Source organism: Methylobacterium sp. CM6257 (assembly GCF_054611515.1).
On sequence record NZ_CM137735.1, the window covers coordinates 3,242,345 to 3,262,678 of the forward strand.

The following is a 20,334-nucleotide window of genomic DNA, read 5'->3' on the forward strand; positions in this document are numbered from 1 at the left end:
GCTGTGCCTGAGCACGTACCTTGCCGGGCAATGAGGGAGAACGACGCCTGCACAACGATCACCCGATTACCGGCTGGCCCGCGCCTCTCCTGGCGGATCTCGATCGGCGCGGCGCCCGTGGCCTCCTCGCCGACCTTGCCATCGCGGGCGCTCTGGCCCGGCAGGCCGCCTACATCGTCGCGATCGACGCCGACCTCGACCAGCCGTTCGCCTTCCTGGCACGCCTGGGCATCACGACCGCGGGCGCCGCTGGCGTCGGCGAGGCGTTGCGCACCCGGCAGGCGCGCGACCTGATCGCGGCAACCTACGACGTGACGCCGAATGCCGTACCGACCGGGTTCCTCAGGGCGTTGTCGCGAGTGGAGGAGGCGGGGTCGGACAAGCCGGGCTTCGACCCGCTGGTCCACTGCGACAGCTACAGGCGGCTCTTCAACATCTTCGCGTCCGAGCGGCACGGCCGCAAGGCCCACGCCCTGCGCTTCTGCGGTCGCCTGCGTGCGAGCCACATCCACGCCGCCGAGCATCTCGCTCCCGCGCTGGTCCAACCCGAGATCGTCGCGATCATGGACTCGGCCGCGCAGGTGGTGCGGGCGAACGCACTGCTGGATCTGATCCGGGCGTCGGTCTCGACGATCACCGAGGACGAGATCGCCCGGACGCTACGGCAGTCCCTGCGCAGCGGCAGCATCCTGGACCGTTTCGCGCGCAAGATCCTGGAACGCGCCGACTGCCTGCCGGAGCCGCCCTTGCCGGAGTGCGAGGATCTGCGCCCGCTCCGCACGGCGGCCGAGGTCACGGAGTTCGGGACGCGGATGGGGAACTGCGCGCCGACCAAGCTCGTCGAGATCGTGCTCGGGCTGTTCTACATCTACGAGGCGCGACATGTCCTCCGGGATGGCACGATCATCCCACTCGCTGTGTCGCTCACCCCGCTGACGAGCGGCGGCTGGGTAGTGGCGGACGTGACAATGCGCGAGAACCAGCGCCCACCCGCTCACTTGCTGCGCGCCGTGCTCGGCCGCCTCCAGGACCTCGGGGCGGTGGTGGCCGGACCGTCGCTCGCGGCCCCGTACCGGCAGGATGTCGCGCGCCTGCTGGGTGTGCATCGGTGGGCGCCGATTGACGAGTGCCTGCGCCCGGTAGCCTATCTTCAGGAGGAGGTGGACGCGGTTGAGGCGCTGATGTCCGAGATCGGCGCGGCGGCCTGACGGCTGGCACGATGATCATCGAGATCGATGAAAAGCTTCTCGATCGCTGGAGCCCCGAGCATCTTCAGCAGGTGCGTCCGCTTTTGGAAGAGCTTGCCGTCAAGCTGCGTCGTAACCTGCGGCTCCTCGACGGTCTCCTGGGCGTTGGCGACGAGCATCCTGACCTCGTCCGCGAGCACGCGGCACTCTGCTCCGAGCACCACGAGACCCTCATGCGGGCCGAGGCGCTGGAGCACTCGTTGGCGACCGCGAACGCCTGGATCTCGGTGCTTCAGAGCAAGGTCGCTGCATTCGAGGACGAGGTTGAGCGGGACACGATCTACACGACGGTCGGCCTGGACGAGGCGGCGCACGATGTTGTCGTGGCTGCGGCGCGGCGTGCCCTCCTGGCGCATCTCCATCCCGACCGCGCTCAACCGAAGGACCGGATCAGGGCGTCGGCCCGCTTCGCCCAGGCGTCGGCTGCCTTTGATAAGATCTTGAAGTTTCGCCGTTACTGACTGGCCTCCGGAACCGGACCGACCGAATATCACCCCGCCCATAGTCCTTCCGACAAATATCAACTATCAACGTTGTCCTTCGAGTAACCGACAGTCGTTTGACGTTCGCGGCCCGGGGCCGCGAAAACTTTGCTTTAACATCGGCGACCATAAACTTCCGATCATCGGGCATGTTCGTCAGCAACAACCGAGGATAGAGGTCGCTCCATGATTATTGGCGTCTTTGCAGATGGTTGGGTCGCGGGGAGAGCCCGTAATTTAGATCCCTTCCTTGCGATGCAGGCTGCGAAGAAGGGCTTTCGCAATTGGGCTATAGCCACGGTCTTTGGCGGCTCCGTGGCGATTGCAGGGTTCCTCAATCTGTTTACGCCGGAACGCGCGCTTGCGGATCTGAAGGCGATCGTTTTCGGCTCGGTGCTGTTCACCCTCGGCTACTTCATGACCGGGGCGTGGAACCGGCTCAAGCGGCAGTTTCACGCTAACATCAGGGGCGATAGCAGCCTGAGGGCTGAATACCTCCGTGGCGAGAGGGAGGATCAAGCTACCAAGGCGAGTCTGAAGGCGGATGCCGACAGAGCGCTCGAAGAGAAGGAGAGAGGAAGAGCCCGCGAGGCGAGTGAATCTCGTCGAGCCGAGGCCGCCGCGGAGGAACGCCGCCGCGAGAGGTCCGCAGAAGCGTATAAGGCCCCATCAGAACCACAAACTTACACCTACGAGATTACGTATCAATACGCGCGAGACCGTCACACGACGATGACGAAATATGTCAACAGTGCCACCAGCGACGGTGACGCCATCGCAAAGTTCAATTACGCGATCTCCCATAGTTCCTTGGAACGCGATGAGATGCCGGTTATTATTGAAATGAGGCGCCGGTAGCACCAGCGATCGCGTCGGAGCGCGGCGCGGAGTGCCCTCTTAGCGCATCTCCATCCCGACCGCGCCCGGCCCGAAGACAAGATCAGGGCGTCGGCCCGCTTCGCCCAAGCGTCGGCCGCCTTCGACAAGGTCCTGGAGTTCCGCCGTTGCTGACCGTCATCGTCATCGCCTCGTTCACCTACATCTGCCGCCGTCCGCTGATCTGGATCTCGGCGAGGATGGCCGCCTTCGCAGTGGGGTTCGTCATCGGCTGGAGCTTCATGGAGCGTCGCTGACGCGGCGGCGTAGTCTGCCTCTCGCCGTCCGCGATCGTGTGCATGGTCGCGGACCGACCGTGTGTGGGATTGGACGCCAATCATGTGCGTGATAGGCGTCTATTCGTGTACACGGAACGCCGATCATGACGACAAATCATGCACACAGTCGGCCTCCGCATAGAGGCCGTAGGAAGCTCTGGGACGAACGCGTTCACGTGACCCTGCCAAAGGGCGCGCGGGCGCGGATGGACGCGGTGCTCTACGAGGGCGAGGATCGCCTCGATTTGATCCGCGCCGCCATCGACACTGAAGTCCGGCGGCGCAAGGCGGCAAAATCGGAAGGTGCGCGCGCGGCCGACGTGTCGCCGTCCTGGCCGTGGGGCTCCTACGGTTCCACGATCACCGGCATGGGCAAGGCGGTTGAGATGCGCCTGATGCCGCCGGTCGTGCCCGAAGCGCCATCCTCGCCGACGAAGTCGAAGCCGGAGAGGAAGCCCAAGTCGAAGTCGCCCAAGCCGTCAGATCCGATGTACAACAGGTGGACGAAGATGAAGGCGGAGGGTCGCGACGCGGCCTGGGATGTCTTTGAGACCTTCGTGAACGACATCGGGCCAGAGCCGCAGGGCCGCATGCTGCTGCGGCGCGACGCTGGGCAGCCTTGGGGGCCCTCGAACTTCTTCTGGGGGACCGCGAAGGAGCGCAGCTTCGTGTCGTCGCGGTGTAAGAAGTATTTCTACAACGGTCGTGAGTGGTTGCTCAAGGAGTTGGCCGCCGAGTTTAAGATTGGCTACTCGGCGCTCAAGGCCCGCATGAAGAAGAACATGCGACTGGAAGATGCGCTCGTCGCCGAAGTCCGGTGGGGGCCGGGCCATCCGAAGTACAAGTAGAGCGCGCCCTCAACGCCATTCTTGCCCTACGCGCAGCAGCCGCTCGCCCTGTTCTGCTCCTCCAGCCAACGGTCGCGCGGCTTGCAGCTTGCCGGACGCGACGAGAGTAGAACCTGAAGAACCTCGCCCTCCAGGTTGGGGGTGCTGGCCCGGTGAAGCTGCATGGGCGCGACGCCGTCGCTGACCTCAAAGGTCAGGCGCGCATCGAGATCGAGGGCGACGTGGTCGGCGACCTTGCGGATGATCGCGGCGAACTTGCCCGCCGTCATGTGGGTGCGGCCGCCGTCGATCACGTCCCATAGCTGGACAAAAATCTCGGTCCACGCCTCCGGATTACCGCCGCAGTCCAGGGCGGCGAACTGGCCCGCTTTGACCTCTGTGACGTGGTAACCGGCACGCACCGGACGGCCCTCGTAGACGAACACCAGCGGCACCAAGGGGTGACTGTCGCAATCCGCCAGCAGCGCGCCGATCGTGATGTCCTCGATGACCGCGGGCGGCACGGTCTCCCCGAACGTAGCGACATCCAGCATGGGCAGGGCTCCTCGGTCTGGTGGTGATCGATACGGGTGTCAGCGCTTCCCGAAACCGATGTCGGCAGCCACGGCCTTCAACCGCTCGGGCTCCCGCTCCTTGCGCTCGCTGTAGCGGTCCACGAGGTAGGCGGACCGTTCGCGGGTGAGCAGTGTGAACTTCACCAACTCCTCGCACACGTCCACGACGCGGTCGTACAGCGGCCCCGGCTTCATCCGCCCCGCGTCATCGAACTCCTTGTAGGCCATCGGCACGGACGACTGGTTCGGGATGGTGATCATCCTCATCCACCGGCCGAGGACGCGCAGCGAGTTCACGGCGTTGAACGACTGAGAACCGCCCGACACCTGCATCACCGCCAGGGTCCTTCCCTGGGTCGGCCGCACCGAGCCCTCGCTCAAGGGCAGCCAGTCGATCTGGCTCTTCATCACGCCGGTCAGGTTGCCGTGGCGCTCGGGCGAGACCCAGACCTGCCCCTCGGACCAGATCGAGAGATCACGCAGTTCCTGGACCTTCGGATGGTCGGCGGTGGTGTCGTCAGGCAGCGGGAGCCCGTGCGCGTCGTAGATCCGCACCTCGCCACCCATCGCTTCCAGGAGGCGCGCCGCTTCGTAGGCCAGGAACCGGCTGAACGACCGCTCGCGCAGCGATCCGTAGAGGATCAAGAAGCGCGGCGCGTGAGTGAACGGCGCACTGACCTCCAAGTCCTCGCGGACCGGCACCTTGAACACCGGCTGGGCCACATTCGGCAGGCCATCGTTCAACGACGGGGATGACGACTCGGGCTTGCTCACGCGGCGGAACACTCCTACACTTCAACAATCGTTGAATAATAGGACTGGATGTGGACGAACGGCAAGCCCTCGCCGCCTTCGCGGCCCTCGCCCAGGAGCACCGCCTCCGTGTCGTGCGCCGGTTGGTGGTCGCCGGACCGGAGGGTCTCGCCGCGGGGCGCGTCGCCGACGAGGTCGGCGTCTCCGCCTCCTCGGCCTCCTTCCACCTCAAGGAACTGGAGCACTCGGGGCTGGTGCAGTCGCGGCGCGAGGGCCGGTCGATCGTCTACAGCGCCGCCTATCCGGCCCTGTCCGGACTGGTCGAGTTCCTGATGAAGGACTGTTGCCAGGGCCGACCCGAGGTCTGCGAGCCCGCCGTCGCGGCCCTGTCCACCTGCTGCCCCACCGCTGGAGACACTGCCCATGCCTGAGTCGTTCGACGTGGTGATCTACCACAACCCGGACTGCGGCACGTCCCGCAATACCCTGGCGATGATCAGGAACACCGGGATCGAGCCCCACGTGATCGAGTACCTCAAGACGCCGCCGAACCGGGCGATGATCCGCAACCTCGTCGCGCGCGCCGGGATCACCGTGCGCGATCTCCTGCGCGAGAAGGGCACGCCGTTCACCGAACTCGGCCTCGGCAATCCGGCGCTGGACGACGAGAAGCTGCTCGACGCTATCGAGGCGCACCCGATCCTCATGAACCGGCCCCTGGTCGTGACGCCGCAGGGGGTCCGCCTGTGCCGCCCGTCCGAAGAGGTTCTCGATCTACTGCCCCGCCAGCAGGGCGAGTTCGTGAAGGAGGACGGCGAGCGCGTCATCGATGAGCAAGGCCGCCGCGTCGCGACTGCCTGAGGATCAGCATGTCCGTCTTCGAGCGCTACCTAACCCTCTGGGTCGCCCTTTGCATCGTCGTCGGCGTGGTGCTCGGGCACCTCGTACCCGGCTTCTTTCAGGCGATCGGCTCGGCCGAGATCTCCCAGGTGAACTTGCCGGTGGCGGTGCTCATCTGGGTCATGGTCGTGCCCATGCTCCTCAAGATCGACTTCGCCGCCCTCAGGCAGGTCGGGAGCCACTGGCGCGGGATCGGCGTGACGTTGCTGATCAACTGGGCGGTGAAACCGTTCTCGATGGCCGCCCTCGGCTGGCTGTTCGTGGGCTACCTGTTCAAGCCCTATCTGCCTGCCGACCAGATCGACTCCTACATTGCTGGGCTCATCTTGTTGGCGGCGGCGCCCTGCACCGCGATGGTGTTTGTGTGGTCGAACCTGACCAAGGGAGAGCCGCACTTCACGCTCTCCCAGGTCGCGCTCAACGACGCGATCATGGTCGTGGCCTTCGCGCCGATCGTCGGCTTGTTGCTCGGTCTCTCGGCGATCTCGGTCCCGTGGGACACGTTGGTCCTCTCGGTCGCCCTCTACATCGCCCTCCCGGTGATCGTGGCCCAGATCGCGCGCAGGAGCCTCCTGGCCGCGGGCGGCGAGGCCGCGGTCTCGCGGGTGCTTCGTCTCCTCGGACCAGCCTCCCTGGTCGCGTTGTTGGCCACGCTGGTCCTGCTGTTCGGCTTCCAGGGCGAGCAGATCATCCAGCAGCCCCTCGTGATCGGCCTGCTCGCCGTCCCGATCCTCATCCAGGTCTACTTCAACGCCGGGCTTGCCTACCTGTTGAACCGGCTCGCGGGCGAGCAGCACTGCGTGGCCGGGCCCTCTGCCCTGATCGGCGCCTCGAACTTCTTCGAACTGGCGGTCGCTGCCGCGATCAGCCTGTTCGGGTTCAAATCCGGTGCGGCGCTCGCCACCGTCGTCGGCGTCCTCGTTGAGGTGCCGGTGATGCTCACCGTGGTCACCATCGTGAACCGCTCGCGGCCCTGGTACGAGCGGCGCGTGCCCACGGCGTCAGAAGGAGCATCGCTGACCCGTGGAGCTTGAGGCAGCCGCGCCGGTCATCCCCGCTCCGGCCAGCCATCGCCGGATCATCACGAGCGTCGTCGGGATCACCCAGATCCTGGCCTGGGGCTCCTCCTACTACCTCCTGGCCGTGCTGGCGGCGCCGATCAGCGCCGACACCGGCTGGCCGCTGCCGTGGGTGGTCGGTGGGCAGACGGTGGGTCTCCTCGTGGCGGGCGCCATCTCCCCCCAGGTCGGCAAGCTCATCGACCGACATGGCGGGCGCCCAGTGCTGGCAGCCTCGGTCGTCGTGCTCGTCCTCGGGCTGCTCGTACTCGCCTCCGCGCCCAACCTCGCCGTCTACGTCGTGGCCTGGGTGCTGCTCGGGCTCGGGATGGGGGCTGGGCTCTACGATGCCGCCTTCGCGACGCTCGGCCGGTATTTCGGGAGCGCGGCTCGGCCGACGATCACCACGGTGACCCTGTTCGGCGGGTTCGCCTCGACCTTGTCCTGGCCGGTCACCGCGTACCTGAGCGGGCAACTCGGCTGGCGGGGAGCGTGTGTCGGTCTCGCGGCGATCGACGTTGTCGTCGCCCTGCCACTTCTCCTGGGACTCCTCCCACCCGTTCCTGCCCGCCGGACAGACCCGACCGTCGATGCGCCGCCTGCTGGCGTTCTTGGCCGGGAACGGCTCGCGTTTCTCGTCCTCGCCACCGTCCAGATCGCGGCGGGCGCGACGACGGCGATCGTGTCGGTACACCTCCTCACCTTGTTGCAGGATCGCGGGATCACCCTCGCGAACGCCGTGGCGCTCGGGGCGCTGATCGGCCCATCCCAGGTGGCCGCGCGCGTGATCGAGATGGCCGGAGGCAGCCGATATCACCCACTCTGGACTCTGACGGCGGCGATGATCCTGATCGTGACCGGGGTCACGATGCTCTGGTCCGGGATCTCGGGAATGGCGTTCGCCCTGGTGCTCTACGGCGCCGGGAACGGCATCTACTCGATCGCCCGCGGGGCGGTGCCGCTCGTCCTGTTCGGCCCTGAGCGCTACGCCCGGCTCGTCGGTAAGCTCGCCGCGCCGGGGCTACTCGCTCAGGCGATCTCGCCGCCCGCCGCGGCCTTCGTGTTAGCGGAGGCTGGCGCTTCGATGACGTTCGCGCTCCTCCTGGTCCTGGCGGTCGCTGCCTTCCTGCTCGTCACTGTCCTGTGGTTCGTCGCCCCGAGCGGAGCGAGGAGGTCGAGTTAGAGCAAGTGCTGCCCTTCTGCCCTACTGCTTCCCAGAGCATCCATCGGCAGCGCTGTCGGTCGGTGATCGCTAATCCCGCAAACGCTCGATGGTGCGAAGGATCTCGTCACGGTGTGCGTACCACTCCGCCAACGTGGCTTGCAGAGTGCCTTCGAGCCGCTGGCCGCCGCCAGGACATCCAGATCGGATCAAGGACAGCGATGGACGAGCACTCGTTTTCCTAGCGCAAGCGTGGCATTTTACATCCATCCACTCGAACTTGGGCTTGTTCCGCCTTGGAATGGTACATCCTAATTGCTGTTGTTCTCGCCGCAGTTGCGGCGCAGAAGGTATGGGACCGCTGGAAGCATGAGCAGCGCCTAAAGTTGGTCCGAGAGGCGAACATTAAGAAAATAGAACATGCTCTTCTTGTTCTATCCAAGACAGGATACAAACAAAATTCGGTTAAAATTGATAATCTTGGGCTAAAAAGTTACAGTTTTTCCAAGACCATCGATACTCCGAAGAAAATACTCACGTTACGATGTCATATTATTGAATTTGCGAAACGAGATGTCTATATATCTCTATCCGCAGAAAATCATATATTCAGAGTGGAGAAAAAAGTCGTTCTAGAATGCCTCAACGAAGATGATTTAGATGATATGGAGAGTTTTTGTCATTACAAAGGTAAGTCTGAATGGGGAGACTTCAAGCTTCCATCTCTTGTGGTAAGGGACTGGCGCCAGCGCCATGGCTATAAAGAGCAGGACGATTTAGCGACCGCACGGCGGGTCCTAGCAACAATGACGAAAGAAGAGCAAGATTTGGTCCTCCGCCCGGTTGAAAAGGATAAGCCAAAAACTGTGTGGGAGCGTATCGGTCGGCGCTTTAGGAAGGCGGCCTAAGCCCCGCCCGCCACTCGGCCGGGGTTCCTTTTCGCCCGAGGCATGCGCCCGCATTGGTGCGGTTTGGGTATGCCCTCAACGAGACGGTCATCATGATCGGCCCGGCGCACCATTCGACCATCCATTCTGAACCGGATGCCCGAGTACCATCCGAACTGCACCTGATGGTCGAACGGTAGGAACGCGCAGTCCACGTCCAGAAACTCATCACTTTTTGGACGCGGCCGTTAAGCGTGACCGTCCGAGGGGCTTGCAGTCCAGAAAGTACGTGCAATAAGTCAGGCTTTCTGGACGGAGTTTTTGCACGGTGGCCAGCCGCAGCTACGGGTACTCTCGCATTTCGACCTCCGCCCAGGACTGGTCGCTGCAACTAGAAGCCCTGGAACGCGCGGGCGTCGATGACCGGGACGTGTTCCGCGAAACCGCCTCAGGTGCCAAGCGCGACCGCGGTCAGCTTCGGCGGGTGCTCGATCTGCTACGTGCCGGGGATCGCCTCTGCGTCTACCGCCTCGACCGACTTGCACGCTCGCAACTGCATCTCCTCCAGATCATCGAGGAGATCGAAGGCCGGGGCGCCACACTGGTATCGGTCATGGACAACATCGACACGACGACCGCGACCGGGCGCATGCTGGTAGGCATGCTGGCGGTGCTGGCCGAGTTCGAGCGCAATCTCATCCTGGAACGCAGCGCCGCAGGACGTGCAGTGGCGCGAGAACGGCAGGTAAAGTTCGGGCGTCCGCCGAAGCTGACGGCAGCGCTGGTACGGCAGGTGGCGCTCGCGCACGAGGATGCCAGCAGCACGGTGGCGGAGACTTGCCAGATGCTGGGGATCAGCCGCTCGTCCTACTATGCAGCGCTGCGGGCAGGGAAACAGGTGCCGACCGCCCAGCTTGAAGAAGCTGCGATTGTTTGAGCGCCGGGCCCACTCCGGCCGTAGTCGGAACGTGGCGGCACGACTTCCAGTGCTGGTCCCTCGCCGTATTCTTTAGGCTCGGCCTGTCGAACAAGTCTCTGATCCTCACGAAATCACCTCCCGGATAAGTAGACATGGATATTTATCCGAGTCCCTGTCCGAGGAGATTTCCATGTACGGCTTTCAATTGTTGCGGCTTTTCGAGGAGATGAGGTCGTTGGGTCTGGTTTCGTCGCGCGAGCATTTCTCGCGCTTTTGGTGTGGCAGAGGTCCCGGATACCTCCACGACTACACACGACGTGATGGGGCTACTGCGCGAGTTTCGTCAAAGACCGTAGAGCGAATTCGCATGAGACTGGCTGAGGCCGGTGCGCTGCTACCCGAAGCTCTACGAGACCGGGTGCTGGCCTACGAGGACGCCATCCTTCGCGACATGCGTGTCGCCGATCTGCTATCGCGCCGCTCGATCGATGCGAGGTGCCTGTAATGACCATGAAGAACATCCAAGGCGTCCGCCGGATGATCGCCCGGCTACAGGCCAACCCAGAAATTCAGGCGATCCTCGCCCGCCATACTTTCGCGGTCGCGGACGCCGTCCCAATGATCTTGGACCTGAACTCCAGATCCCCGGACTATCGCCACCGCCTCGCCAACGGGTGGTGCGAGGCGCAAGCTACTGGTCGGTGGCGTCGTCGTATCAGCGAGCGCAGGGGCCACGCCATTTTGGACACCGTGAGCTTCGAGTTCGAGAGCACGGCCGACGCGACCGCGCTCCGCGAGTGGCTCAAGGCACGCGGATGGTGAAGAGGGTTGTGACCGACCTTTGCGACCAAACCCGGGTCCTGGTCGGCTACATCGTCGCCCGGGGCCGGTCCGAGATCATCACCTTGAACTCCAACAGCGTGTCGTTCTCGTAGTGAGATCCCCACCGCTGTCAGATCGCCGTTGCGAGGCGTGGACGACCGCGACCTCTTCGTGGGGCCGCGGCCCCCGTTCCTTCAGCCTTGATCCGCTCAAGCAATACGCTCGCGCGGCTGGGACACGGGCGCCGAGCGCCTGTCCGGCCATGACGCGCAGGCGATGCTTGGCCAGTCTCGACGCTTACTCTGAACGATCGAGATGCTCGCTACTTTGGCCTTAAGCAGAATTAGAATCTTGACAGACCTCGATCGGTATCCCTGTGTCTGATCACCGGCAGCTTAACTGACCTCGCGGACAACTGGGTCATGAAACCTTAGCTGCGGAAGGCAGACGCTGCAATGACGAAGCCAGTTCGCCTCTACGTGCTGCCTCCGTCGCATTTCTGCGAGCGTGCTCGCTGGGGGCTTGATCATGCGGGTGTCAGTTATGAGGAGGAGGCATGGGCTGTCGGCCCCCACCTCCTTCGCGTACGACGGATCGCTTCGAGGACGACCTTGCCTATCCTCGCGACTGGATCGCAGATCGTCCAGGGGAGCGGACACATCCTCGATTGGGCAGGGCTGGCGAACAAGGATGCGGATGTGGAACGGCGGTTCGTGACCAAGATCGGGCCACTCGTGCGGCGCTACATCTACTCGGCCACGCTTGCAGACCCGGCGTCAAACATACGCGAGATCCTCCTGTCCGGTGTGCCGGGCCTTCAAGGTGCGCTGGGTCGCCTGATGTGGCCGATCACACGACGCCTGATGATCTCTGCCATGGACGCACGGCCAGAGCGGCTCTCAGAACTGGAGATGCGCTTGTCTGCTGAACTTGATTGGTTCGACGGCTTGGCCGGGGAGCGTCGATACCTCGTGGGGAGCAATTTTAGCAGGATCGACATCACGGCAGCGAGCCTCTTGGCTCCTCTGGCACGCCCGGTAGCCTGCTCGCTTTACCAGAAGGGCGCCCTCCCTCCTCGCTTGGAAGACATGCTGGCGCGATGGAGCGAACGACCGAGCCTGCGGTGGGTAGAGCAGATCTACACGCAGCACCGTCACTGAGTGCGTGTCGCACTCAAGATCGAGTCGTCATCGCGGATCTCTCACCTACGTTAGCCTTTCTGAAGCTTGGTAGGGCCGACTGGAGGTGCGCCGTGGCTAAGGACAGCAAGAGCACGTTCCCCAAAGCCATGGTTGGCGGCTCAGACGCGGTGAAGGCCGAGGCCGACAAGGTGAGCGGCAAGATCGATGAAGCGTTCGAGAAGCTGGCCAAGAAGATGCGCGGCCACGCCGACAAGGCCAAGGCGAAGATCGACGGGACTAAGAAGCCGGAGAAGCGCGCCGTGCTGCTGCGGCGCTTCGAGTTGTACGCGGATGCGGCGACCCACCTCGAAGAGCGTCTCTCGCATCGTAACGAGTCGTCTGATAACACCTAACCTGTGATGGTCCCGGTCTAACACTCGGCCCCGTACAGGTTGTATGGAGACGAGAATGGCTGTCAGACGGATCGTAGCGAACGTAGCCGCGGACCAGATCGATGCTGCGCGGACGTTCTACGGCGACGCGCTCGGAATGGCTGTCGTCATGGACTGGGGATGGATCATGACGTTTGCAGCCGAAGGCAGCGCAGCACCTCAGATCAGCGTAGCAACCGAAGGTGGATCGGGAAGCCAGTACCGGACCTCTCCATCGAAGTAGACGACCTCACCGAGGCTCAGCAGAGGCTAGAGGCCAATGGGTTCAGCATCGAGTACGGGCCGGTAGATGAGCCTTGGGGTGTCACCCGCTTCTACGTCCGTGATCCGTTCGGACGCTTGGTGAACATTCTGGAGCATCGATGATCGGCGCGATCTAGTGGGCCAAATTCGACGCTTGGGACCACTCGCGAGGTCTGCAACGGGTGGGAAGCAGAAGCTCAGGCGGCCTGTCTCGGAGGTCTGGTCTGCTATCGGATGCAGACCTTCGCCGATGGGGCACCCTGGAATGTAGTCCTGGGCGCACTGGTATGTCACTGCGGCGATCCCGCTGACTTGATGACCATCGGACCGCATGCGATGGTCATCAACTCGGACGCCCGATAGGACGATGACGCACAATCGTCTGATCCCGCGCCCCTGCTTTCGGTCAGAAGCTCGACCAGTGGCGGGAGGTTGCTATGGCCGCACGGGGGCTGAACTCACATCCTCACCACATCGAGGTGGCGCGAAGAGGCAGCGGCATGTTCAAGATGCTGCTGGCATGGCCCGTGTTGCTGGTCCTGACCGCAACATGTCCTGCCCTCGGGCAGAGGAGGCTCCCACCCTCACATGAAGCGGCGGAGATCGAGGCCCTCGTCAACAAGGCATCCGACGTTCTGGAGGAACGGGGCAGAAAAGCATTCGCGGATTTCCGAACGAAAGGTAGCTCCTGGCGCTATGCGGATGTCTACCTGTTCGTGGTCGATATGCACGGCGTCGTGTTGTTCAACGCAGCCCGCCCGGACCGCGAGGGACGCGACTTACTCGATGACCGCGACGCTGACGGGAAACGGTTCCACAGGGACTTCATCGAGGTCGTCAAGAATTTTGGGTCTGGATGGGTCGATTACATGTTCCCCAAGCCCGGCCAGTCTTACGCCAGCGTGAAATGGAGCTACGTCTGCGCGACGCGAGTTGACGGCGAAGACGCGCTCGTGGGCGCTGGCGTCTATGTCAATTAACACCGCCTCGGTCTCTGACGGAACGGCGACGCCCCGAGACCAGCCCATCGGCGCTGATGCAACCTCTTCGAAGGTCTGACATGCTCTCGAATGCGGACCTTCGCCGATTGGGCGTTATGGCGCGCGATCCGCACATTCGGCCTTGACCCATTTCGCCGAGAGGAGTCTTGCTCGGGCAATTGCAGGGCGATCCGGAGGCACGCACATGAGTGAGCCGACCGAAGCCGAGGTGCTCGAACGGGCCAAGCTTACCTTCCTCGCCAAGAGCCACGACGATAGGGCCTGGGACAAGGGCGCTACTCAGTGCGAGGCCGACAAAGGCCACAGCGTGATGTGCCTGACGGAGGAGGAGCGCCAGGAGTATCTGGAGCAGGCCCGTCACGAGCTTCGCGCTCAGCCGAGGGATTACCGGCCGGTAGAGTGCGATCCAACCCCGAAGGAGTGGTGCCCTAAAGCGCACTCATAGCGGCGCGGTCGTCCTCTGAAGCCTTGTAACCCACCGGAACTGCCAAGCTCGCCTATCGGCGCTGAGAGGGCTCCTCCTGAAGGTCCGCTACACCATTGCAAGCGGCCCTTTGCTGGTTAACCCCCTGGACGACTGCTCAGGGTCGGCAACAGACCCTGACCCTTTGCCCCAACTCGGTCTTGAATCGATACGGATTGCTTTCCCGCGAGCAGACACTCCACTGCCCCGATGCGGATCAATCGAACCGAACTGGCGGATCTCGGGACCTTCCTTGCCATCGCGCGCCATCGCAGCTTCCGGCGGGCGGGCCTGGAGCTTGGCGTCAGCGCCTCCGCGCTCAGCCACGCGCTCAAGGCGATGGAGGCGCGCCTCGGCGTGCGCCTCATCAACCGCACCAGCCGCAGCGTCACGCTCACCGCGGCAGGGGAAGACCTGCTCGCTTCGCTGGACGCCCCTTTCGCGGCGATCGGGTCCGCGCTCGACGTGCTCAACCAGTACCGGGAGCCGACGAAGGCGACCGGGCGCATCCGCCTGAACGTGCTCGAACATGCGAGCACGTTGCTGCTCGCCCCCGTGCTGCCTCTCTTCCACGAGCGTCACCCGAAGATCGAGATCGACGTTCATGTGTCCAACGATCTGCTCGACGTAGTGGAGGCCGGAGCCGATGCGGGCATCCGATATAGCGGAACGGTCCCTCAGGACATGGTGGCGCAGCGCCTGTCTGCCGATCTCCGCTGGGTGGTGGTCGGCGCCCCGGCCTATCTCGATCGGCATGGAACGCCCGATTATCCGCATGACCTCGCGGCTCACCGATGCCTGCGCATCCGCCTCGGCGATGACAGCCTCTACCGTTGGGAGTTCGAGAGAGCCGACGAGCAGATCGCGCTCGACGTTCCCGGTGCGGTGACCCTCGACAACACCCAGTTCGCCCTTTCCCTGGCGGCAGCAGGCGGTGGGCTCGCCTACCTTCCCGAGCCGTGTGTCGAACCCTCGGTCGCCCGCGGCGAGCTTCGCGTCGTGCTGGCGGACTGGGCGCCAATGGGGCCCGGCTTTCATCTCTACTATCCCGGACGACGCCAACTGCCGACCGGATTGCGGCTCCTCATCGACCTGATCCGTGAGGTGAAGCCGCTCGGACTTTAGGGGCCGCATCGTCCGACGATGAACTCGGCTCATCGTTCCGTTGAGGAACAAACGGCTGATCGGCGGTTCGCGCGATGTCTACGTCAGGCACCTCATCGAGATCAGCAGAGAGATCGGGACATGCGCCGTTTCACCGGGAAGGTCGCTTTCATCACGGGCGCGGCCAGCGGCATCGGCCGCGCCGCTTCCATCGCCTTCGCGCGCGAAGGCGCGCGCGTGGCGATCACCGACCGCATGGAGGTTCCGCTGGAACAGCTTCGCGCCGAGATCGAGGCGAATGGCGGCGAGGTGATCGCGATCCGATGTGACGTGTCGGTGCCGGAGGAAGTGGAAGCGGCGGTGGTCCGCGCCGTCGAACGGTTCGGCCGCCTCGACTGCGCCTTCAACAACGCAGGCGTCGAGAACAAGGCCGCTCCCGTCCATGAGATCGCCCTCGATGAGTGGGACCGCATCCTCGACATCAACCTGCGCGGCACGTTCATGTGCATGAAGCACGAGATCGGCCAGATGCTACGCCAGGGCGGCGGCGTGGTAGTCAACACCTCGTCCGGCGCGGGCGTCAGGGGCGTAGCAGGAGGGGCGAGCTACGCCGCCTCGAAGCACGCCCTGATCGGCCTCACCAAGTCGGCCGCCCTCGACTACGCGAAGGCGAACATCCGTGTGAACGCCGTCCTGCCTGGGAACATCGAGACGCCGATGATGGACCGCTTCACGGGCGGCGACATCCAGAAGGCGATCGATCTTGAGCCGGTCGGACGGCTGGGCAAGCCCGAGGAGATCGCAGAGGCCGTCCTGTGGATGTGTTCGGACCTCGGCGCGTTCGTGACCGGCGCGTCGATCTCGGTCGATGGCGGCTGGTCGCTCTGAGCAGCGTTACCAAGACGACGGAGGAATGATCGCATGGACATCAAGCGCAGCGGCAGCCAGCCCTCGGGCCAGGGACCATCCGATTGGTTCACCGGCACGGTGCGGATCGACCCACTCCACAGCGCGCCCGATCCCGCCCGCGTTGCGATGGCGAGCGTCACCTTCGAGCCGGGCGCGCGGACCGCGTGGCATACGCACCCGCTCGGCCAGACGCTGATCGTCACGTTCGGGCGCGGATGGGTCCAGCGAGAGAGCGGCCCCATTGAGGAGATCGCGCCGGGCGATGTCGTCTGGTTCGAACCGAACGAGAAGCACTGGCATGGGGCCACCGCGACCACGGCGATGACGCACATCGCGATCCAGGAGCGCTTGGACGGGAAGGCTGTGACATGGATGGAGCGGGTCACGGACGGACAGTACGCCGGGTCGTAGTCCCCGGCCTCCAGGTCCGCCTTCAGCTATTCGGTGCTGAGAGCGGACCTTCGCATATCTACCTGTTCCGGCTGTAGGTCTCTGACTCACCGAGCAGCGTGCAAGCGGACGTTCCAGGTCTTCCAGGGTCAGCATGACCACTCGCCGTGCCGAGCGCGGCTCTCCGCTGTGACGATCGGATCTACCACAACGGTGCCGGTGGCGCGGGCGGGCGCAGAGTTGTCCACGAAGGCCATAAGGTCCACCGAGTGCGCGCGGTCTTCAAGGCCAAGATGAGCAGCCGTGGCGATCGGAATGGCCGACAGGATCAATGCCGAACCGCACTGGCCGCGCTTGTGTGCGTCAGGAAGAACCGGGCCATCTCCCGGCTCGCGTCTGGGCCGCGTGGGTCGGTGAACGAACCGTCCCGGCTGCCGCCTGACCACGCATGCCCGGTCCCGTGCAGAACCCACTGCTCCAGGACCGCACGCCCCGACGCATCCGTGCGGACGGTACGGGTGTAGGCGATGCCATCGGGTGTCCGGGCTTCCGTCACGGTCTGGACGAGATCCGGCCTGGAAGGCCCCTGCGCGGCGACCTGATCGCCGTTGGCCGCGTGCACCGTGCGGTCGCCGTCGCCGTGGAACACGATCAGCGGCACAGAATGCCGTCTCCCCGACGAGATCACGCCGTCGCCCCTCATGGCGGCAAAGGCGGACGGCATGTCCCGCGCCGACCCGCAGGCCAGCCCCGAATGCACGCCGACCGCCGCGAACAGGTCGGGGTAGGTGGCCGCAAGGATCGCGGCGGCAGCGCCACCCGCCGAGAGCCCGGCGGCGTACACGCGGCTCGCGTCGGCTGAGAACTCCGCGATCACCTGCCGGGCAAGACCGGCGATCAGGGCGGGCTCGCCGCCTTCGCGCTGCTGATCACCGGGCTCGTACCAGTTCCAGCACCGCTGCATGTTGGCTGATCGCGGCTGCTCCGGATACGCCACCAGGAAGGTGTGCTCCTCGGCGACCTCGTTCATCCGCGTGCCCGCGGCGAAATCGTCCGGGTTCTGGGTACAGCCGTGCAGCATCACGACCACGGGAATCGCTTGGCCAGCGTAGCCGCTCGGGACGTAGACCTTGTAGTTCCGGCTCCCGAGCGCGCTTGTGAACGTGCGCGCCTCGAAACGTGCGCCGTCCGGAAGCGGAGCGGGCGCGGGCGTTTCGATCCCCGCCCCGACGCCCAGATCCGTGCCGACACCGGCCCTCGCCAGCGCCTCCTGGATCGTCCGCGTCACCTCGCCCGCGATGTCACCGCCCAACCCGGAGAAGGGATGCGCTTCTGGCCCCCTGCCTCCGGCGGTCTCCGGCGCCGTCCAGGCACCATCGGGAGCAGAGGGTGGGACCAAGTCGAGGACTTGGGCATCATTTGCGGTCGGCTGCCCCGTCTCCGCCGCGTTCCGGCGCGCCTCGGCCCAACGCGCGTAGGCTGCGGCCTGCTGCTTTTGAAGCTTGGCCATCGCCTCCATCACACGGGCAGTGCGGGCCGGGTCGGCTTTCGGGAAGTCGAAGTTCGGGAAGGCGGCCTTTGAGAAGGGGTTCATGGGATCGATACCTGCGAGGCGAGAACGGGGCGGGGCGGAAAGCCGGACGCTTTCCGCGGAGAGGTGAGAAGATCGTCAGGCGGTGCGGTCGGCGAGCGCCGCCTTGACCGCGGGGCTGGCTTGAAAGGCGCCGAGCACCTCGACCGACGCGATTGCGGCTCGGGCGAGTTCGGGCGTGACATCCAGAGCGATGCTGGCGAGCCCGAGAACCTGGATGTGCAGCGGCGTCCCGGCGTCACGGGCCGCCTCAAGGGCCTGCTTCGTGTAGTGCGACAGGCCGAGGCTAAGCTGCTTGCGAGCCACGGACTGCTTCACCGCCTCGCCCTGCCGTTCAATCTGGTTACGCACCGCGGTGCGGATGAAGTCGGCGCGGTTGGCGTAGAAGCCGTCGCGCACCATCAGGTCGATATGACCGAGGTCCACAAACCCCAGATTGATGGTGATCTTCTCGCTGTCGGGCAGCTTGGGCTGTAGCTCGTGAACGTTGTCGGCCATGGCTGCTCCATCCATAAAACATCCAGCGGGATGGCCAGGAGATGGCAACTAGCTGGCGGAGCGCAAGGGCGACTGAGCGAGATTTTCGTCTCGGTCTACGCGGCAGGTATGAGGTGGACAGGGTTGATCACGCCCAGTCTACACAGCGACCACGTCGATCGCAGAGCCGGGGAAAGGCTGAAACACACCTGGGACCAGCGAGGGTGGGTGCGCAACAGTATTGCGCGCAATATTTGGCCCGTTCATCGTGGTCAGGGCTGGAATGTAACCAACAAGGCCGAGTTTACGTTGCTTTTAGCGGTTCAGTGGAACACCCACCGAGCGCCGGATTATCCTGGAGTCGAAAAAATTACAGAAGAGCCCTTAGACCGTAGCTCCGACATCGTTGAGATTGCTGCTAGTATCGTGGCCGCCTACGTCTCGAACAACCCGCTACCAGTCTCTGAGCTTCCTGCGCTGATCACGAAGGTACATGGCTCCGTCTCCGAGTTGGCCTCCGGTGCTACGAGCGTTTCAGCCCCCGCTGCTGAGGTGGAAAAGCCGAGCCCTGCCCAGATCCGCAGGTCGGTGCAGAACGAAAGCATCGTCAGCTTCATCGATGGCAAGAGCTATAAGACGCTCAAGCGCCACTTGGCCGCCAACGGCCTCGATCCGCGCAGCTACCGCGAGCGCTACGGCCTCCCCGCTGACTACCCGATGGTCGCGCCAGAATATGCGGAGCGCCGCTCTGCGCTCGCCAAGGCCATAGGGCTGGGACGAGCGGGTGCTGTGGCCGAGAGTGCTCCGAAGGGGCGCCGCAAGGCCGCCTGATCCTAGAGGTCTTCTGCCGCCGCTCGCCCCGCCACCCGATTTGATCACGGGCTGGCGGGGCTTGGTGCCGTTCCTCACGGCGCGGGGCCAGATAGGCAACGCGGCCCAGGATGTAGGATGCAGGAGCGCGGTTACCCGAGCCTCAACGGCAGCCCCCGAGTTGATCCTGAAACGGGAAGGCTCAGGCGCTCTTCAGGTTGGCGGCGCTCTCCTTGCCGCTGCGCCGGTCAGCCTCGACATCGTAGGAGATCTTCTGTCCCTCGATAAGGTTGCGCATCCCCGCGCGCTCGACCGCCGAGACGTGGACGAACACGTCCTTGCCGCCGTCGTCGGGCTGGATGAAGCCGTAGCCCTTGGTCTCGTTGAACCACTTCACAGTGCCGGTAGCCATCGAGGTATCCTAGTCGTCTTCGACTCGCCAACGTGGCGTGCCGTGGGGCACGAACCGGCAGTCTTGGCCGACCGTTCCATCAGGGTTGCAGGAGGCGGCGGTGAACACCGGCTGGCGGGAAGGCGTTCGGCAGCGTGGCGTGGCTCACGGGCCTTCCGGCGCCCGGAGTTCCCACAACTGCCGACGCAGGACCCACAGGGCGTCCATCTCCTCCTTGAACCGCTGCTCAGCCTCGGCGGTTTCGCCCTCAGTCCTGGTCAGAGTGGTGAGCGCGTCAGCCGCTGCGGTTGAGCGCATCTCGGCCTCCGCAATGCGGCGGCTCAATCTCTCCACGGCTGCCTCGAATTGCGTGTCGGCGGTGCTCATGCGTCGGTCGCGGCATCCGCCAAGAGGCTGTCGCGGTGGGCGCGGATGACGGTGAGGCTGGCCTGTAGGTCGCGAGCGGCACCTCGTCCTTAGCCGTGTCCTGTCCGTCCGCCGTCATTTCGACGACCAAGGCGCACTGGCGATGGAATCGTCGTTCGCAGGCGACGATGTCTTCGTTCACGGCGACGCGCGCCTCGATCCACGGTAGC

General features: G+C 64.5%; 26 protein-coding genes and 1 pseudogene. 21 read left to right on the top strand and 6 right to left on the bottom strand.

What is annotated here, in order from left to right:
- Nucleotides 1-20 precede the first annotated feature (20 nt).
- The 5 genes from ACYCO6_RS15820 (at nt 21) to ACYCO6_RS15840 (ending at nt 3,731) form a co-directional block, all read left to right on the top strand.
- Nucleotides 21-1,208, top strand: a complete 1,188-nt coding sequence (locus ACYCO6_RS15820; protein WP_459772800.1) for a hypothetical protein — start codon at nt 21-23, stop codon at nt 1,206-1,208.
- A gap of 11 nt (nt 1,209-1,219) precedes the next feature.
- Nucleotides 1,220-1,708 (top strand): molecular chaperone DnaJ, encoded by a 489-nt coding sequence (locus ACYCO6_RS15825; RefSeq protein ID WP_459772801.1) that lies wholly within the window; start codon nt 1,220-1,222, stop codon nt 1,706-1,708.
- A gap of 207 nt (nt 1,709-1,915) precedes the next feature.
- On the top strand, nt 1,916-2,587 hold the full coding sequence (locus ACYCO6_RS15830; protein WP_459772802.1) for a hypothetical protein: 672 nt from the start codon (nt 1,916-1,918) through the stop codon (nt 2,585-2,587).
- Between the two features lie 146 nt (nt 2,588-2,733).
- Nucleotides 2,734-2,862, top strand: a complete 129-nt coding sequence (locus ACYCO6_RS15835; protein WP_459772804.1) for a hypothetical protein — start codon at nt 2,734-2,736, stop codon at nt 2,860-2,862.
- Between the two features lie 227 nt (nt 2,863-3,089).
- A complete protein-coding gene (locus tag ACYCO6_RS15840; protein ID WP_459772806.1) occupies nt 3,090-3,731 on the top strand; it encodes a hypothetical protein in 642 nt (213 codons plus the stop codon).
- A gap of 26 nt (nt 3,732-3,757) precedes the next feature.
- On the opposite strand, the gene ACYCO6_RS15845 is transcribed toward ACYCO6_RS15840, so the two are convergent.
- Together ACYCO6_RS15845 and arsH are read right to left on the bottom strand one after the other, a co-directional pair.
- Nucleotides 3,758-4,264 (bottom strand): DUF6428 family protein, encoded by a 507-nt coding sequence (locus tag ACYCO6_RS15845; protein ID WP_459772807.1) that lies wholly within the window; start codon nt 4,262-4,264, stop codon nt 3,758-3,760.
- A gap of 39 nt (nt 4,265-4,303) precedes the next feature.
- The gene (gene arsH, locus ACYCO6_RS15850; RefSeq protein ID WP_459772809.1) at nt 4,304-5,059 is read right to left on the bottom strand and encodes an arsenical resistance protein ArsH; all 756 of its coding nucleotides are present in this window, start codon (nt 5,057-5,059) and stop codon (nt 4,304-4,306) included.
- A 50-nt stretch (nt 5,060-5,109) separates the two neighbouring features.
- Between arsH and ACYCO6_RS15855 the strand changes: the two genes are divergently transcribed.
- The 15 genes and pseudogenes from ACYCO6_RS15855 (at nt 5,110) to ACYCO6_RS15925 (ending at nt 16,490) form a co-directional block, all read left to right on the top strand.
- A complete protein-coding gene (locus ACYCO6_RS15855) occupies nt 5,110-5,469 on the top strand; it encodes an ArsR/SmtB family transcription factor (RefSeq protein WP_459772811.1) in 360 nt (119 codons plus the stop codon).
- Nucleotides 5,462-5,899: an arsenate reductase (glutaredoxin) gene (gene arsC, locus ACYCO6_RS15860; protein WP_459772812.1), complete on the top strand. Its 438-nt coding sequence runs from the start codon at nt 5,462-5,464 to the stop codon at nt 5,897-5,899. The genes ACYCO6_RS15855 and arsC overlap by 8 nt, the downstream gene beginning before the upstream one ends.
- An 8-nt stretch (nt 5,900-5,907) precedes the next feature.
- Complete coding sequence (gene arsB / locus ACYCO6_RS15865) at nt 5,908-6,972, top strand: ACR3 family arsenite efflux transporter (RefSeq protein ID WP_459772814.1); 1,065 nt, start codon at nt 5,908-5,910, stop codon at nt 6,970-6,972.
- Nucleotides 6,962-8,179 (top strand): MFS transporter, encoded by a 1,218-nt coding sequence (locus ACYCO6_RS15870; protein ID WP_459772815.1) that lies wholly within the window; start codon nt 6,962-6,964, stop codon nt 8,177-8,179. The genes arsB and ACYCO6_RS15870 overlap by 11 nt, the downstream gene beginning before the upstream one ends.
- A 275-nt stretch (nt 8,180-8,454) precedes the next feature.
- Nucleotides 8,455-9,066: a hypothetical protein gene (locus ACYCO6_RS15875; protein ID WP_459772817.1), complete on the top strand. Its 612-nt coding sequence runs from the start codon at nt 8,455-8,457 to the stop codon at nt 9,064-9,066.
- Nucleotides 9,067-9,373: 307 nt separating this feature from the next.
- On the top strand, nt 9,374-9,982 hold the full coding sequence (locus ACYCO6_RS15880) for a recombinase family protein (protein ID WP_459772819.1): 609 nt from the start codon (nt 9,374-9,376) through the stop codon (nt 9,980-9,982).
- Between the two features lie 486 nt (nt 9,983-10,468).
- Entirely contained in the window at nt 10,469-10,786 is a 318-nt protein-coding gene (locus ACYCO6_RS15885) for a hypothetical protein (RefSeq protein ID WP_459772820.1), read from the top strand.
- 455 nt (nt 10,787-11,241) lie between these two features.
- Nucleotides 11,242-11,946 carry a glutathione S-transferase N-terminal domain-containing protein gene (locus tag ACYCO6_RS15890; RefSeq protein ID WP_459772822.1) on the top strand — a complete coding sequence of 235 codons (705 nt, stop codon included), beginning with the start codon at nt 11,242-11,244 and terminating at the stop codon, nt 11,944-11,946.
- A gap of 92 nt (nt 11,947-12,038) precedes the next feature.
- Nucleotides 12,039-12,320: a hypothetical protein gene (locus ACYCO6_RS15895; protein WP_459772824.1), complete on the top strand. Its 282-nt coding sequence runs from the start codon at nt 12,039-12,041 to the stop codon at nt 12,318-12,320.
- A gap of 55 nt (nt 12,321-12,375) precedes the next feature.
- Nucleotides 12,376-12,725 (top strand): annotated as a pseudogene (locus ACYCO6_RS15900) (VOC family protein).
- 377 nt (nt 12,726-13,102) lie between these two features.
- The gene (locus ACYCO6_RS15905) at nt 13,103-13,582 is read left to right on the top strand and encodes a cache domain-containing protein (protein ID WP_459772825.1); all 480 of its coding nucleotides are present in this window, start codon (nt 13,103-13,105) and stop codon (nt 13,580-13,582) included.
- Between the two features lie 205 nt (nt 13,583-13,787).
- Nucleotides 13,788-14,048, top strand: a complete 261-nt coding sequence (locus tag ACYCO6_RS15910) for a hypothetical protein (protein ID WP_459772826.1) — start codon at nt 13,788-13,790, stop codon at nt 14,046-14,048.
- A 228-nt stretch (nt 14,049-14,276) separates the two neighbouring features.
- A complete protein-coding gene (locus ACYCO6_RS15915) occupies nt 14,277-15,191 on the top strand; it encodes a LysR family transcriptional regulator (RefSeq protein ID WP_459772827.1) in 915 nt (304 codons plus the stop codon).
- Nucleotides 15,192-15,311: 120 nt separating this feature from the next.
- Entirely contained in the window at nt 15,312-16,058 is a 747-nt protein-coding gene (locus ACYCO6_RS15920; protein ID WP_459772828.1) for an SDR family NAD(P)-dependent oxidoreductase, read from the top strand.
- Nucleotides 16,059-16,091: 33 nt separating this feature from the next.
- Complete coding sequence (locus ACYCO6_RS15925; protein ID WP_459772830.1) at nt 16,092-16,490, top strand: (R)-mandelonitrile lyase; 399 nt, start codon at nt 16,092-16,094, stop codon at nt 16,488-16,490.
- 307 nt (nt 16,491-16,797) lie between these two features.
- Here ACYCO6_RS15925 and ACYCO6_RS15930 read toward each other — a convergent pair whose 3' ends face one another.
- Together ACYCO6_RS15930 and ACYCO6_RS15935 are read right to left on the bottom strand one after the other, a co-directional pair.
- Complete coding sequence (locus tag ACYCO6_RS15930; RefSeq protein ID WP_459772832.1) at nt 16,798-18,063, bottom strand: extracellular catalytic domain type 1 short-chain-length polyhydroxyalkanoate depolymerase; 1,266 nt, start codon at nt 18,061-18,063, stop codon at nt 16,798-16,800.
- A gap of 75 nt (nt 18,064-18,138) precedes the next feature.
- Entirely contained in the window at nt 18,139-18,558 is a 420-nt protein-coding gene (locus ACYCO6_RS15935; protein WP_459772834.1) for a CopG family transcriptional regulator, read from the bottom strand.
- Between the two features lie 207 nt (nt 18,559-18,765).
- Between ACYCO6_RS15935 and ACYCO6_RS15940 the strand changes: the two genes are divergently transcribed.
- Nucleotides 18,766-19,368, top strand: coding sequence for a Ros/MucR family transcriptional regulator (locus ACYCO6_RS15940; RefSeq protein ID WP_459772836.1), 603 nt, complete (start codon nt 18,766-18,768; stop codon nt 19,366-19,368).
- Nucleotides 19,369-19,549: 181 nt separating this feature from the next.
- Here the strand turns inward: ACYCO6_RS15940 and ACYCO6_RS15945 are convergent, their stop codons facing one another.
- Nucleotides 19,550-19,759 (bottom strand): cold-shock protein, encoded by a 210-nt coding sequence (locus tag ACYCO6_RS15945; protein ID WP_459772837.1) that lies wholly within the window; start codon nt 19,757-19,759, stop codon nt 19,550-19,552.
- Between the two features lie 144 nt (nt 19,760-19,903).
- Nucleotides 19,904-20,125 carry a hypothetical protein gene (locus ACYCO6_RS15950; RefSeq protein WP_459772839.1) on the bottom strand — a complete coding sequence of 74 codons (222 nt, stop codon included), beginning with the start codon at nt 20,123-20,125 and terminating at the stop codon, nt 19,904-19,906.
- Nucleotides 20,126-20,334 lie beyond the last annotated feature (209 nt).

Coding starts and splice junctions, on each gene's coding strand:
- ACYCO6_RS15825 (WP_459772801.1), top strand. CDS start 1,220: ATGATCATCGAGATCGATGAAAAGCTTCTCGATCGCTGGAGCCCCGAG.
- ACYCO6_RS15830 (WP_459772802.1), top strand. CDS start 1,916: ATGATTATTGGCGTCTTTGCAGATGGTTGGGTCGCGGGGAGAGCCCGT.
- ACYCO6_RS15840 (WP_459772806.1), top strand. CDS start 3,090: ATGGACGCGGTGCTCTACGAGGGCGAGGATCGCCTCGATTTGATCCGC.
- ACYCO6_RS15845 (WP_459772807.1), bottom strand. CDS start 4,264: ATGCTGGATGTCGCTACGTTCGGGGAGACCGTGCCGCCCGCGGTCATC.
- arsC (WP_459772812.1), top strand. CDS start 5,462: ATGCCTGAGTCGTTCGACGTGGTGATCTACCACAACCCGGACTGCGGC.
- arsB (WP_459772814.1), top strand. CDS start 5,908: ATGTCCGTCTTCGAGCGCTACCTAACCCTCTGGGTCGCCCTTTGCATC.
- ACYCO6_RS15885 (WP_459772820.1), top strand. CDS start 10,469: ATGACCATGAAGAACATCCAAGGCGTCCGCCGGATGATCGCCCGGCTA.
- ACYCO6_RS15890 (WP_459772822.1), top strand. CDS start 11,242: ATGACGAAGCCAGTTCGCCTCTACGTGCTGCCTCCGTCGCATTTCTGC.
- ACYCO6_RS15905 (WP_459772825.1), top strand. CDS start 13,103: ATGTTCAAGATGCTGCTGGCATGGCCCGTGTTGCTGGTCCTGACCGCA.
- ACYCO6_RS15910 (WP_459772826.1), top strand. CDS start 13,788: ATGAGTGAGCCGACCGAAGCCGAGGTGCTCGAACGGGCCAAGCTTACC.
- ACYCO6_RS15915 (WP_459772827.1), top strand. CDS start 14,277: ATGCGGATCAATCGAACCGAACTGGCGGATCTCGGGACCTTCCTTGCC.
- ACYCO6_RS15920 (WP_459772828.1), top strand. CDS start 15,312: ATGCGCCGTTTCACCGGGAAGGTCGCTTTCATCACGGGCGCGGCCAGC.
- ACYCO6_RS15925 (WP_459772830.1), top strand. CDS start 16,092: ATGGACATCAAGCGCAGCGGCAGCCAGCCCTCGGGCCAGGGACCATCC.
- ACYCO6_RS15930 (WP_459772832.1), bottom strand. CDS start 18,063: ATGAACCCCTTCTCAAAGGCCGCCTTCCCGAACTTCGACTTCCCGAAA.
- ACYCO6_RS15935 (WP_459772834.1), bottom strand. CDS start 18,558: ATGGCCGACAACGTTCACGAGCTACAGCCCAAGCTGCCCGACAGCGAG.
- ACYCO6_RS15945 (WP_459772837.1), bottom strand. CDS start 19,759: ATGGCTACCGGCACTGTGAAGTGGTTCAACGAGACCAAGGGCTACGGC.
- ACYCO6_RS15950 (WP_459772839.1), bottom strand. CDS start 20,125: ATGAGCACCGCCGACACGCAATTCGAGGCAGCCGTGGAGAGATTGAGC.